Source organism: Microbacterium sp. ARD31, assembly GCF_031844425.1.
The window spans coordinates 180,146-194,326 of sequence record NZ_JAUZVE010000008.1; the positions used below are offsets into that span (position 1 = coordinate 180,146).

A 14,181-nucleotide genomic window follows, 5' to 3' on the forward strand; every position below is an offset into this window, starting at 1 on the left:
GTGACAGAGTGGAGGGGTGCCCTCGCCGCTGATCGTCCACGTCCCGCGCGGGGCCGATGACGACACCGCCTACCTCGGGTTCGTCGAATGGGCTGCCGAGCGAGGGCTGACGCTCTATCCGGCGCAGGACGAGGCGATCATCGAGATCGTCTCGGGCGCGAACGTGATCCTCTCGACGCCGACGGGCACGGGCAAGTCGCTCGTGGCCGTCGCCGCGCACGCGGCGAGCCTCGCCCGCGGCGGCCGCACCTATTACACCGCGCCGATCAAGGCGCTGGTGAGCGAGAAGTTCTTCGCTCTGGTCGACATCTTCGGCGCCGAGAACGTCGGCATGGTCACGGGCGACTCGTCGGTCAACCCCGACGCTCCGATCGTCTGCTGCACGGCCGAGATCCTCGCCAACCTCGCGCTCCGCCAGGGTGCGGATGCTCACGTGGATCAGGTCGTCATGGACGAGTTCCACTACTACGGCGACCCGGACCGCGGATGGGCGTGGCAGGTGCCGCTCCTGTTGCTGCCGCGCGCCCAGTTCATCCTCATGTCGGCCACCCTCGGCGACGTCACCGCGATCGCCGACGACCTCTCGCGGCGCACCGGCCGCGCCACCGCCCGGATCACGGGCGTCGACCGCCCCGTGCCGCTGCACTTCTCGTATGCGCGCACGGCCGTGCACGAGACGGTCGGCGAGCTGCTCGACACCAGACAGGCCCCCGTCTACATCGTCCACTTCTCGCAGGCTGCGGCGATGGAGCGGGCTCAGGCGCTTTCCAGCATCCGCATCGTCTCTCGCGAGCAGCGCGACGAGATCGCCGAGGCGATCGGGGGCTTCCGCTTCACCACCGCCTTCGGCAGAACCCTGTCGCGGTACGTGCGCGCCGGCATCGGCGTGCATCACGCCGGGATGCTGCCGCGGTACCGCCGCCTCGTCGAGACGCTCGCCCAGCGCGGACTGCTGCGCGTCATCTGCGGCACCGACACGCTCGGCGTCGGGATCAACGTGCCCATCCGAACGGTGCTCATCACCGCCCTGGCGAAATACGACGGGCAGCGGATGCGACAGCTCAGCGCGCGGGAGTTCCATCAGATCGCCGGTCGGGCGGGCCGTGCCGGCTACGACACCGCCGGCACCGTGGTCGTGATGGCGCCCGATCACGAGATCGAGAACTCCGCCGCCGTCGCCAAGGCCGGAGACGACCCGAAGAAGCTCAAGAAGGTCGTGCGCAAGAAGGCGCCGCAGGGCTTCGTCAACTGGGGCGAGGCCAGCTTCGAGCGGCTCGTCGCCGCTGAGCCCGAGCCGCTCGTGCCCCAGCTGCAGCTGACGGCGGCGATGCTCATCAACGTCATCGCCCGCGGCGGCGACGTGTTCTCGAACGTGCGCTCGCTCGTCTTCGACAACCACGAGCCGCGCCCCCGCCAGTACGAGCTCGCGCGGCGCGCCCTGGCGATCTACCGCACGCTGGTGACGGCCGGCGTCGTGACCCGCGACGGCGGCGACGTGCGCCTGACCGTCGACCTGCAGCCGAACTTCGCCCTCAACCAGCCGCTGTCGCCGTTCGCGCTCGCCGCGATCGAGCTGCTGTCGCCCGACGACGGCGAGACCGGCCCTTCGTCCGAGCTCGGGACCGGCACGGGTCACTACGCGCTCGATGTGGTGAGCGTCATCGAGGCCACCCTCGACGATCCGCGGCCGGTGCTGTCGCAGCAGCAGTTCCTCGCGCGGGGCGAGGCCGTCGCGGCCATGAAGCGCGAGGGCATCGAGTACGACGAGCGCATGGAGCTGCTCGAGGGCATCACCCACCCGAAACCCCTCGAAGACCTGCTGATGCAGTCGTACGAGGTGTTCGCCTCGAGCCAGCCGTGGGTGCGCGACTTCGAGCTGTCGCCGAAGTCGGTGGTGCGCGACATGTTCGAGCGGGCGTTCTCGTTCGCCGAGCTGATCAACCACTACCAGCTGGCCCGCAGCGAGGGTCTCGTGCTGCGCTACCTGAGCGACGCGTACCGGGCGATCCGCCAGACCGTGCCGACCGATGCGCAGACCCCCGAGCTCGTCGACCTCATCGAGTGGCTCGGCGAGCTCGTGCGGCAGGTGGACTCCAGCCTCGTCGACGAGTGGGCGTCGCTGGTGAACCCCGTCACCGACCCCGACGCCCCGGTCGTCCCGCCCGCACCGCCGTCGGTGCTCACCAACCGGCGCGCGTTCGTGGTGCTCGTGCGCAACGAGCTGTTCCGGCGCGTGCAGCTGGCCGCGCTGCAGCGCGACGAGGACCTCGAGGCCCTCGACCCCGATGTCGACTGGCCCGCGGCGCTCGACGCCTACTTCGAAGACCACGACGAGATCCTCACCGGGGGCCCGGCGCGGTCGCCGCGCCTGGTCGAGATCGACGAGACGGATGCCGCGTCCACGGGCCTGTGGCGCGTGGAGCAGATCCTCGACGACCCGGACGGCGACCACGACTGGCGCATCCGCGGCGTCGTCGACCTCGCGGCATCCGAAGAGGACGGCACCGCCGTCGTCCGCGTCACCGAGGTCATCCGGCTCTGACCGCGGAGGCACTCCGCCGTCGTCCGCGCGCGGCGTCCCTCCTTGCGCCGCGCCGAGGGGAGGACATGTCGCCGAGATGCGGCCGGATCCGGCTCTCCCGACCTCCGCTCGGCGACATCTCCTCCGCTCGCGGCCGGCGGGGGAGGAGCCCGCGCGACGAGCAGGGCAGCGGACCTGAGTCGGCGCGGCGAGGAGCCCGCCGGTCGGCGCGGTGAAGAGCCCGCGCGCGGCGGCCCGGGCTGTGGACGGCCCCGAGCGGTGTCGGCGGGGCGGGTTACCCTTGAGCCGATGAGCACGCCCCCCGCAGACCCGTACGCCGACCTCGCGTGGGCTGTGGACGACGCGCCCCCGCCCGACGCCTACGACGACGGCTGGGCGCCCCCGCCCGAGTCCGACGGGTGGATGCCGCCCCCCGAGGATCCCGGGATCGCGGTGCCCGTGGCGTCCCAACTGCCCGCCCGGCGGCACCTGGTCGGCGCCGACCCCCGCGCGGTGCTGCACGAGGTGTACGGCTACGACGCGTTCCGGGGCGATCAGGCCGACATCGTCGCGCACGTCGCCGGGGGTGGCGACGCCGTCGTGCTCATGCCGACCGGCGGTGGCAAGAGCGTCTGCTACCAGGTGCCCGCGCTGGTGCGGGAGGGCACGGGACTGGTCGTCAGTCCGCTGATCGCCCTCATGCACGACCAGGTCGACGCGCTCGTGGCCAACGGCGTGCGCGCCGCGTACCTGAACTCCACGCAGGCCCCGGCCGAGCGGCAGGCCGTCGAGCGCGCCTATGTCGCCGGCGAACTCGATCTGCTCTACGTCGCCCCCGAGCGACTGAACACCGAGTCGGCGATGCGGCTGCTCTCGCAGGGGCGCCTGAGCGTCATCGCCATCGACGAGGCGCACTGCGTGTCGCAGTGGGGTCACGACTTCCGGCCGGACTACCTCGGGCTCGGCGACCTCGCCGAGCGCTTCCCGGGCGTGCCGCGGCTCGCGCTCACCGCGACGGCGACCCCGCCCACCCACCGTGAGATCACCGACCGGCTGCGGATGCCCGAGGCGCGGCACTTCGTCGCCAGCTTCGACCGCCCGAACATCCAATACCGGATCGAGGCCAAGGTCGACCCGCGCCGCCAGCTGACGGCGTTCATCCGCGCGCAGCCCGAAGGCTCGGCCGGGATCGTGTACGCCCTCAGTCGCAAGTCGGTCGAGCAGACGGCCGAGCACCTGCGCGGCCAGGGCATCGACGCACTCCCGTATCACGCAGGACTCGACGCATCGGTGCGGGCGAAGAACCAGTCGCGGTTCCTGCGCGAGGACGGCGTCGTGATGGTCGCGACCATCGCGTTCGGCATGGGGATCGACAAGCCCGACGTGCGCTTCGTCGCGCACATCGACCTGCCGAAGTCGGTCGAGGGCTATTACCAGGAGACCGGGCGAGCCGGCCGCGACGGCGACCCCGCCGTGGCCTGGATGGCCTACGGCCTCGGCGACGTCGTGCAGCAGCGACGCATGATCGACCAGTCGCCCGGCGACCGCTCGTACAAGCTGCGTCTCGGCCAGCACCTCGACGCGATGCTCGCGCTGTGCGAGACGGTCGGATGCCGCCGCCAGAACCTGCTGGGCTATTTCGGCCAGCCGTCCGAGCCGTGCGGCAACTGCGACACGTGCCTCGAAGCGCCCGAGACCTGGGACGGGCTGATCGCCGCGCAGAAGCTGCTGTCGACGATCGTCCGGCTCCAGCGCGAGCGCAACCAGTCCTTCGGCGCGGGTCACCTGATCGACATCCTGCGTGGCGCGTCGACCGAGCGCGTCCGCCAGCAGGGCCATGACACCCTCTCGACCTACGGCCTCGGCGCCGACCTGAGCGATCAGGACTGGCGGAGCGTCATCCGCCAGCTTCTCGCCCGCGGCATCCTCGTCGCGCGCGGCGAGTACGGCACGCTCGCCCTCGGCGACCCCGCCGCCGGTGTGCTTCGGGGTGAGACGCCGGTGCCCCTGCGCCGCGACGTCCTCGGACGCACGGGCAGCGCTCCGCGGGTGCGGCGCGTGGCGGCATCCGATTCGCTCGCCGAAGGCGACCGCGGGCTCTTCGAGGCGCTGCGCGAGTGGCGCGCCGGGGTGGCGCGCGAGCTCGGGGTGCCGGCCTACATCGTGTTCGGCGACGCGACCCTGCGCGCACTCGCCGAGCACCGCCCGGCGACCCTCGCCGACCTCGACGGCATCACGGGCATCGGCGCCAAGAAGCGCGAGGCCTACGGAGAGTCCGTGCTGGAAGTGGTCGCCGCGGCCTGACAGGGGCCACTGTGGGGACCGCACAATCCGGCCGAGCGTCGCCGCCGCCCACCATTGTCGCTATCCTCCACTCGGTTTGAGCATGAGTTGTGGGAGTCCTACCGTCAAAGGGACTTTTCACGAGTTCACTGCCGAAAGGTGAGGCACATGACCGACGCCGCCGTCCGTTCCCGCAAGCCGTCCCTGAGCAAGCGCACCCCCGCCGGGGGAGCCCCGACTGCCGCCCACACCGCCGACGAGGCGGCCGAGCCGCGCATCGACGTCGACGCCGTCACCGACCTGCTGCTGGGGACGTGGGCCGCGACCCGCCGCGAGGCGCGAGAGATGATCAAGGATCCCGCGTTCTGGCGGGTCGAGGGCATGCCGATGCCCGAGCACCGCGAGCGCGTGCTCACCCAGCTTCATCTGCTGGTCGAGAACGGCGCCTCGGGTCGCGCGCTGCCGAAGGAGTACGGCGGGCTCGACGACAACGGCGCCAACCTCGCCGGCTTCCAGGAGCTCGTCCTCGCCGACCCCAGCCTGCAGATCAAGTCCGGTGTGCAGTGGGGCCTGTTCGGGTCGGCGATCCACCAGCTCGGCACCAAGAAGCACCACGATCGCTGGCTGACCGCCGTGACGAACATGGAGCTGCCGGGCGCGTTCGCCATGACCGAGACCGGGCACGGGTCGGACGTCGCGGCGATCGCCACCACGGCGACGTACGACCCCGCCACCGAGGAGTTCGTCATCCACACGCCGTTCCGCGGCGCGTGGAAGGACTACCTCGGCAACGCCGCCCTGCACGGCAAAGCGGCGACGGTCTTCGCGCAGCTGATCACCGGCGGCGTCAACTACGGCGTGCACTGCTTCTTCGTGCCGCTGCGCGACGACGACGGCGCCTTCCTGCCCGGCATCGGCGGCGAGGACGACGGGCCCAAGGGTGGCCTGAACGGCATCGACAACGGCCGCCTTCACTTCGACCACGTCCGCGTGCCCCGCGAGAACCTCCTCAACCGGTACGGCGATGTGGCCCCCGACGGCACGTACTCGAGCGAGATCCCCAGCCCCGGCCGCCGCTTCTTCACGATGCTCGGCGCGCTCGTGCAGGGCCGTGTGTCGCTCGACGGCGCGGCCACGACCGGCACTGCGCTCGCGCTGCACATCGCCCTGACCTACGCCAACCAGCGACGCCAGTTCGACTCCGGGGCGGGATCCGACGAGGTCGTGCTGCTGGACTACGGCAAGCACCAGCGGCGCCTGCTGCCGCTGTTGGCGCAGAACTACGCGCAGTTCTTCTCGCACGACGAGCTGCTGCGCAAGTTCGACGGCGTCTTCTCGGGCCGCACCGACACCTCCGAGGAGCGAGAAGACCTCGAGACCCTCGCCGCAGCGCTCAAGCCGCTGTCGACATGGAACGCCCTCGACACCATCCAGGAGTGCCGCGAGGCGTGCGGCGGCCAGGGCTTCCTCGCCGAGAACCGCATGGTCGGGCTGCACCAGGACCTCGACGTCTACGCCACCTTCGAGGGTGACAACAACGTCCTCCTCCAGCTGGTCGGCAAGCGACTGCTGAGCGACTACGCGACGCAGTTCAAGGGAGCGGATGCCGCCAAGCTGGCCCGCTACGCCGTCGAGCACACCGCGGGCAAGGTCTTCCACGGCGCCGGTCTTCGCCAGCTCGGTCAGGCGGTGGCCGACTTCGGCTCCACCGCGCGGTCGGTCGAGCTGGGACTGCGCGCCGAGCAGCAGCACGAGCTGCTCGCCGGGCGGGTCGAGCAGATGGTCGCCGACGTCGCTACGGCGCTGCGCCCGGCATCCAAGCTCGATCCGGCCGAAGCGGCCGCGCTCTTCAACGCCCATCAGGTCGAGCTCATCGAGGCGGCGCGGGCGCATGGCGAGCTGCTGCAGTGGGAGGCGTTCTCGGACGGCGTGAAGGCGATCGCCGACGACGGCACACGCCAGGTTCTGACGTGGCTCCGCGACCTGTTCGGCCTGCACCTGGTCGAGAAGCACCTCGCGTGGTACATGATCAACGGTCGGCTGTCGGCCCAGCGCGCGGCCTCGGTGACCCGGTACATCGACCGCCTGTGCGCGCGGCTCCGCCCGCACGCGCAGGATCTCGTCGACGCGTACGGATTCGCGCCCGAGCACGTGCGGGCGCCGATCGCGTCGGGGGCCGAGATCGCCCGACAGACCGAGGCGCGCGAGTACTACGCGGCGCTCGCGGCGGCCGGTCAGCTGCCGCCCTCGGAGAAGACGCTCAAGAAGAAGTAGTCGGCGCGCCCGGATCGTAAGTGGGGACTTGTGTCCGGATAGCATCTCGGCTACTTTCGACGGCGGGGGAAAACCGACGCGGGGCCCGACCATCGGGAGAAGCAGTCTCGCTTGGGGGGCCGTGCCACGGCGTATGGGGCGCCGCCGGTACTGGGGAGTGACCGGAGACGGAACAGGGCTCCGCGTCGAAACCCTCCGGCCGGGGGGACCCCGCACCTAGGCTCAGGATGATGACCGACGACGGACGGACGCGCGCCGAGCGCATCGAGGTGCAGCGCAGCCGCGACCTCATCCTCGCTGCGGCCGAGCGGCACTTCACCCGCCACGACGACGCGCCCACCATGGCGCAGCTGGCGCGCGCGGCAGGGGTGAGCAGCGCGACCATGTACCGACGCTTCCCCTCGGTCGCCGACGTGATCTCGGCGCTCTACGACGAGCACCTGCAGGCCCAGCAGCGGGTCATCGACGAGATGGAGGCGAGCGCCTCCGGCTGGGACGGCGTCGTCGCCCTCGTCGTCGGCATCGGCCAGCTCGCCGTTGCGCGCCCTGCGATCCTGCGCGTGATGCGGCGCAAGCTCGAGCTCGACCCCACCCTGCAGCACGGCGTCCAGTGGGACGCCTCGTTCCAGGATGTGGTGCGCCGCGCGAAGGAGGAGGGCGCGCTGCGGACGGACGTCTACGCCAACGACATCTCCATCGCCGCCTGGAGCCTCGGCGAATTCGGCACCCTCCCCGAGGGCGCCCGTGCGCAGGTGGTCGGGCGGCAGCTGGGGATCATGATCGACGGACTCCGTGCCGGAGGCGGCCCGACGCCCCTGCCGGGTCACAGTCTCGGCACCGAGGAGATCCACCGCTACCTCCGCGCCCGCCCGGCCTGACGCGGCCGCCGCGGGATACTGGCCACATGGACGTGCGGGTGGGCGAGGACGGGCGGGCGCGCTGCGCGTGGATCGGCGACGGCGGGCATCCGGCCGCCGAGGAGTACCGCCGCTATCACGACGAGGAGTGGGGCCGGCCTCTGCACGGCGACCGGCCGCTCTTCGAGAAGATGAGCCTCGAGGGCTTCCAGGCGGGGCTGTCGTGGATCACCATCCTGCGCAAGCGACCGCGCTTCCGCGAGGTGTTCGCCGGCTTCGACCCTGCCGCGGTGGCGCGCTTCGCCGAGGCGGATGTCGAGCGCCTGATGGCCGACGCCGGCATCATCCGCAATCGCGCCAAGATCCTCGCCACCATCTCGAACGCCCGGCTCGTGCTCGAGATGGCTCCCGGCGAGCTGGATGCGCTGCTGTGGTCGTTCGCGCCCGACCACCGTCCGCGTCCGCGGACGCTCGGGGACGTGCCGGCCACGACGCCGGATTCCGACGCCCTCAGCCGCGCCCTCCGGACGCGCGGCTTCCGGTTCGTCGGCTCGACCACGATGTACGCGCTCATGCAGTCCAGCGGCATGGTGGACGACCACGTCGAAGGATGCTGGCGCGCGGCCTGACGCGCGGCATGGTGCATTCTCCCCATCGTCACCGCGCTCGCGGGCCCCTAGGCTCGCCGTGCACGGGCCGGCCGGCACCGACCGACCCGTCGCAGGCACCGATCGACGCGGAGGACCGATGGACGACATCGCACTGGACATGACGGCCCTCCGCGCGGCGAAAGCGCGTGTCGCCCACGCTCTCGCGACCTTCCAGGACGCGGATCGCGTCGGCGACGATCTGGCCGAGCTCACCGGCGAGCCCCGTCTCGCACGCCGGGTCCGGGACTTCGCCGACAACTGGGACCACAACCGCGGCAAGCTCGAGGAGCAGCTCGTGGTCGTCCGCGACTGGCTCGAGGCCCTCGACGAGACCTTCACCGACCTCGACCGCACCATGGCCGACGCCGTCGAGACGGCGGACGCGCGATGACGTCGGGTCTCGCCCTCGAGTTCGAGGACGTCTTCGCCGGTCGCCCGGGAGAGCTCGAGCCTCGCGCGCGGGCGCTCGCCGCCACCGCGGCTGCCATCACGCAGGCCGCCGACGCCCTGCGCGACCTCGTCGACGCCCAGCGCAGTGCCGCCACCGACGAGATCGCCGATGCCGCCGCCGAAGCCTCGTCCGGGCTGCGGCGCGCCCACGGCCGCTACGCCGGCACCGCCTCGGCGCTGACGACGTTCGCGGTCGACCTCGAGCCCATCCAGCAGGACGCCCGCGCCGCGGTCGCGGACGCCGAGTACCACCAGGCGCGGGCGACCCGGCTCGAGGGCGAGCTCGACGACCTCCGGACCGACATCACGCGCGCCGAGGCCGACGGATCCTCCACCGACGGGCTCTACGCCGATCTGTGGACGACCACCGACGGGGTGGGCTTCTCGAACGGGCAAGTCGCCGAAGCCCGGCGCCGGCTGACCGAGGCGCGTCGTGAGATCTGGGACGCCGCCGACCGCGCCATCGACGCGATCGAGACGGCGATCGAGGACGGCGCCGACTCGTGGCGCGACAACTGGGACCAGTTCTGGGACGGCGTCGGCGACTTCCTGTCGATGGTGGGGGAGTGGGCCTCAGAAGTGCTGTCGGTGGTGGTCGACGCGCTGAAGGAGCTCCTCAGCGCGCTCGTGTCCGCCCTCGTCGTCGCGCTGATGGTCGTCGCCGCGGCCCTCCTCATCGGGATCGCCTTCCTGCTGCTCGGCCCCATCGGGATGCTGGTCCTCGCCGGCCTGCTCGCGGCATCGCTGCTGGCGCTGGCCATCGCCGAGGTGCTCCGCAACCCGCGGCGCGTGGCCGAGCGCAACGAGTCCACGGCCCCGACCGGAGACGCCGACGAGGACGCCCGCAACGACGCGCGCGAAGCCCGCGACTACCAGGACCTCATGGCCCAGCTCGCACGCCAGGACGCCGCCGGCGGTGAGGACGCGACCGAGATCCGTGTCGTCGCCGTCCGCGACGCGCAGGGGAACATCGTCTCGTGGCGGGTGCAGCTGCCGAGCACTCAGAACTGGAGCCTGACGAACACCGACGGCGCCCTCAACGATGCGCGCACCGACGCGATGCTCTCGCTCTTCCCCGGCGTCCCCACCCAGTACGAGGAGGCCGTCTGGGACGCCATGACGCAAGCCGGCGTCTTCGAGAGCGATGCCCCCATCATGTTCACCGGCTGGTCCCTCGGCGGCATGATGGCCGGTGAGCTGGCGACGAACCCCCGCGTCGAGGGTCGCGTGCAGTCGGTCTTCACAGCGGGGTCGGCGATCGACAAGCACTACAGCGACATGCCCGACGGCGTGCGCGTCACGCAGATCAACAACGGGCTCGATCCGGTGCACACCCTGGAGTTCCTCGGCCTCGACCCGATCGACCGCGTCCGCGTCGACGGGGATTGGCGGACCTACCGGCCGCTGACGTGGCCGGTGCACCACGCCGGAATGTATGGTGCAGAGGCCGAGCGCTACCTGCCCGAGCCCCGGCGCGGTGACGAGATCTTCTTCGCCGCCGAGGGTGCCGACGGCTACGAGGACGTCTACGTCGCCGACTACACGCGAGGATCGTGAACGACATGAAGCGGATGCCGGTGCGCACCGTCCTGGCCGCGACGCTGGCGATCGGGGCGCTCGCCCTCGGCGGGTGCGCGGCCGATCCGGACGTCGCCGGCCTCGAGGCCGGGCTGTCCGAAGCCGCGGGCGTCAACGGCGCGATGGTGTACACGACGCATTCGGGAGCGCCGTGGAACACCCAGGTGCAGGTGCTGCTGTTCGTCGACGACCCGTCCGACGAGGGCCTCGTCACCGCCGTCCGCGGCGCCGCCCCCGTGCTCGCCGAGGATCCGGTCGCATCGCGGCACGAGGTGACCATCCGGCTCATCGACGGCGAGCGATCCGACTACCCCGACCGCTTCGCGGCATCCGCGGACGAGGTCACCGTGCTGCCCACGGTGTTCGATGCCCTCGGAGTGCCCGACACCGGACCGTACTCGCTCACCCTTCAGCCCGACGAGGTCCGTGCGATCGCGGAGGGCGCGTGACGATCGAGGCACCCGCCCCGCCCCGGCTGAGCTTTCAGCTGCCGGGGCGCTGGCTGACGGTGGACCCGCGTGACGAGCCGGCCGCGACCGCGCAGGTCGAACTCGCCGTCGCCGAACTGGTGGGCGTCGCCGACGACGCCGCGCTCGCACGACGGCGCCTGCGCGCCCATCTCCAGCACGCGGTCGATGCCGCGCGGGATGCCGGCGCGCACGCCGTCTTCCTGTGCCTCGAGCTGTCTCCCGGGGTGGCCACTCCGGCGTCGCTGACGATCCATGCCCCGTCGGGCATGCGCATGAGCCCCGCGGTGGGCACCGACGCCGACGCCGTGCTGGAGGTGCTGCGCCGCAGCTTCGTCCAGCTGGGCTACCCCGGCGTCGAGACCGCCACGCGGCTGGACGGGCCCCGAGCGCGGATGCTTCGCATCGAGCGCCTGTACGAAGAGGAGGTCGCCGAGGACGACCGGATCGCGACGGCCACCCGCCTCGAGGTGCAGTACTGGTACGCCGTCCCCGGCTCCAAGCAGGTCGTCCTGGCGAGCTGCGCGACGCCCCTCGGCGAGCTCCGCCGCGCGATGACGGCGCTGTTCGACCAGATCGCACTCGCGGCCGCGTTCGGCCCGCAATAGCCTGGCCGTCATGGCCGCCGAATCCGTCATCCACATCGCCGACTCGCACGCGGTGATCCGCGTCGTCGGCGCGCGTGAGAACAACCTGCAGAACGTCGACGTCGAGATCCCCAAACGGCGACTCACCGTCTTCACCGGCGTGAGCGGATCAGGCAAGTCCTCGCTCGTGTTCGGCACGATCGCGACGGAGTCCCAGCGGCTCATCAACGAGACGTACCCGACGTTCGTGCAGCAGTTCATGACACAGCTGAGCCGGCCCGAGGTCGACGCGCTCGAGAACGTCAGCCCGGCGATCATCGTCGACCAGGAGCGCATGGGCGCCAACGCCCGCTCGACGGTGGGCACCGCCACCGACGCCCACGCGATGCTGCGCATCCTCTTCAGCCGCCTCGGGCAGCCGCACGTGGGGTCGCCGCAGGCGTTCTCGTTCAACATCCCGTCCGCCAAGGGCGGCGGGGCCATCACGGTCGATCGCGGGCCGGGGGCGCCCAAGAAGGAGCGCCGGTCGTTCGAGATCACCGGCGGCATGTGCCCGAACTGCGAAGGGCTCGGCGAGGTCAGCGAGGTCGACGTGCACGAGCTGGTCGACCACGACAAGTCGCTGGCGGACGGTGCCATCACGATCCCCGGGTACTCCGCGGACGGCTGGATGGTGAAGATCTACACCGAGTCCGGTTTCGTCGACCCGCACAAGCCCGTGCGGGAGTTCACCGAGCAGGAGCGCCACGACTTCTTCTACAAGGAGCAGGTGAAGGTCAAGGTCACCGGCATCAACATGACGTACGAGGGACTCGTCCCGAAGATCACCAAGTCGATGCTTCAGAAGGACCGCGACGCCCTGCAGCCGCACATCCGGGCCTTCGTCGACCGTGCGGTGAAGTTCACGGCGTGCCCGGAGTGCGGCGGCACCCGGCTCAACGCCGGCGCCCGCTCGTCGACCATCGGCGGGGTGAGCATCGCCGACGCCGCCGCGATGCAGATCACCGACCTCGCCGAGTGGCTCGCGACGATCACCGACCCCGCCGTCGCCCCGCTCCTTCGCGGGCTCCGTCAGACGATCGGCTCGTTCATCGACATCGGACTCGGGTACCTGTCGCTCGACCGCGCCTCGGGCACCCTCTCGGGCGGCGAGGCGCAGCGCACCAAGATGATCCGCCACCTCGGATCGTCGCTCACGGACGTGACCTACGTCTTCGATGAGCCGACCGCGGGGCTGCACCCCCACGACGTCGAGCGGATGATCGCGCTCCTCCAGCAGCTGCGCGACAAGGGCAACACGGTGCTCGTGGTCGAGCACAAGCCCGAGGTCATCGAGGTCGCCGACCACATCGTCGACCTCGGTCCCGGGGCGGGGCGCAACGGCGGCCGTGTGCAGTACACCGGCGACGTCGCGGGACTCCGCGCCTCGGACACGGTGACCGGACGCCACCTCGACGACCGAGCCCGCCTCAAGCCGGCGACGCGCGAGCCGAAGGGCGCCATCGAGATCCGCGACGCACGTCAGCACAATCTGGTGGGTGTCGACGTCGACGTGCCGCTCGGCATCCTCACCGTCGTCACGGGCGTCGCAGGTTCCGGCAAGTCCTCGCTCATCCACGGCAACGTGCCCCGCCACGACGGTGTGGTCGTGGTCGACCAGTCGCCCATCAAAGGCTCGCGACGCAGCAGCCCGGCCACGTACACCGGGCTCCTCGACGTCATCCGCACCGCGTTCGCGAAGGCCAACGGCGTCAAGCCTGCGCTGTTCAGCGCCAACTCCGAGGGTGCGTGCCCGGCCTGCAAGGGCCTGGGCGTCATCATCACCAGCCTCGGCTACACCCAGAGCGTCGAGACCCTGTGCGAGACGTGCGACGGGTCCGGCTTCAGCGACCACGTCCTCGAGTACACCCTCGAGGGCCGCAACATCGCCGAGGTGCTGGCGATGTCGGCATCCGAAACGGCCGAGGTCTTCACGAAGGGACCGGCCGCGCTCACCCTCGCGCGGCTCATCGACGTCGGACTCGGCTACCTCACCCTGGGGCAGGCGCTCAACACCCTCTCGGGCGGTGAACGCCAACGGCTGAAGCTCGCCATCTCGATGGCCACCCAGGGCGCGATCTACGTGCTGGACGAGCCCACCACCGGACTGCACCTGGCCGACGTCGAGAACATGCTCGGGATGCTGGACCGCCTGGTCGACGCCGGCAACAGCGTCATCGTGATCGAACACCACCAGGCCGTCATGGCGCACGCCGACTGGATCATCGACCTCGGCCCCGGCGCCGGGCACGACGGCGGCCGCGTGGTGTTCGAGGGCACGCCGGCCGACCTCGTCGCCTCCGGCGACTCCCTCACCGCGCAGCATCTGCGGGCCTACGTCGCCGGATGAGCCGGAGGTCGCGGGTGGGTGATTCTCCCCATCGCGGCACCCCCGGTATACCGGGTTAGGCTGAACCGTCCACACGTCCGCGAAGTGTGCGCCCGATCTCGCCGTCGGGACCCGACGCCACGCAT

The 14,181-nt window shown here is 71.2% G+C and carries 10 protein-coding genes; all 10 read left to right on the forward strand.

The genetic code is table 11. The annotated features are described in order from the left end of the window. The first annotated feature begins 16 nt into the window (after positions 1-16). The 10 genes from Q9S36_RS21195 (at position 17) to Q9S36_RS21240 (ending at position 14,056) form a co-directional block, all read left to right on the forward strand. Positions 17-2,542: a DUF3516 domain-containing protein gene (locus Q9S36_RS21195; protein ID WP_311286832.1), complete on the forward strand. Its 2,526-nt coding sequence runs from the start codon at positions 17-19 to the stop codon at positions 2,540-2,542. Between the two features lie 288 nt (positions 2,543-2,830). Continuing rightward, positions 2,831-4,825: a DNA helicase RecQ gene (recQ, locus tag Q9S36_RS21200; RefSeq protein WP_311286833.1), complete on the forward strand. Its 1,995-nt coding sequence runs from the start codon at positions 2,831-2,833 to the stop codon at positions 4,823-4,825. 147 nt (positions 4,826-4,972) lie between these two features. Beyond that, on the forward strand, positions 4,973-7,078 hold the full coding sequence (locus Q9S36_RS21205; RefSeq protein WP_311286834.1) for an acyl-CoA dehydrogenase: 2,106 nt from the start codon (positions 4,973-4,975) through the stop codon (positions 7,076-7,078). A gap of 230 nt (positions 7,079-7,308) precedes the next feature. After that, positions 7,309-7,956: a TetR/AcrR family transcriptional regulator gene (locus Q9S36_RS21210; RefSeq protein WP_311286836.1), complete on the forward strand. Its 648-nt coding sequence runs from the start codon at positions 7,309-7,311 to the stop codon at positions 7,954-7,956. 26 nt (positions 7,957-7,982) lie between these two features. Then, positions 7,983-8,564 carry a DNA-3-methyladenine glycosylase I gene (locus Q9S36_RS21215; protein ID WP_311286837.1) on the forward strand — a complete coding sequence of 194 codons (582 nt, stop codon included), beginning with the start codon at positions 7,983-7,985 and terminating at the stop codon, positions 8,562-8,564. Positions 8,565-8,682: 118 nt separating this feature from the next. Further along, on the forward strand, positions 8,683-8,976 hold the full coding sequence (locus tag Q9S36_RS21220; protein WP_311286838.1) for a hypothetical protein: 294 nt from the start codon (positions 8,683-8,685) through the stop codon (positions 8,974-8,976). Beyond that, positions 8,973-10,592 carry a hypothetical protein gene (locus Q9S36_RS21225; RefSeq protein ID WP_311286839.1) on the forward strand — a complete coding sequence of 540 codons (1,620 nt, stop codon included), beginning with the start codon at positions 8,973-8,975 and terminating at the stop codon, positions 10,590-10,592. Before Q9S36_RS21220 ends, Q9S36_RS21225 begins: the two co-directional genes overlap by 4 nt. 5 nt (positions 10,593-10,597) lie before the next feature. Continuing rightward, a complete protein-coding gene (locus Q9S36_RS21230; protein ID WP_311286874.1) occupies positions 10,598-11,062 on the forward strand; it encodes a hypothetical protein in 465 nt (154 codons plus the stop codon). Continuing rightward, on the forward strand, positions 11,059-11,688 hold the full coding sequence (locus tag Q9S36_RS21235; protein ID WP_311286840.1) for a hypothetical protein: 630 nt from the start codon (positions 11,059-11,061) through the stop codon (positions 11,686-11,688). Before Q9S36_RS21230 ends, Q9S36_RS21235 begins: the two co-directional genes overlap by 4 nt. Before the next feature lie 10 nt (positions 11,689-11,698). Continuing rightward, entirely contained in the window at positions 11,699-14,056 is a 2,358-nt protein-coding gene (locus Q9S36_RS21240) for an excinuclease ABC subunit UvrA (protein ID WP_311286841.1), read from the forward strand. Positions 14,057-14,181: the final 125 nt, after the last annotated feature.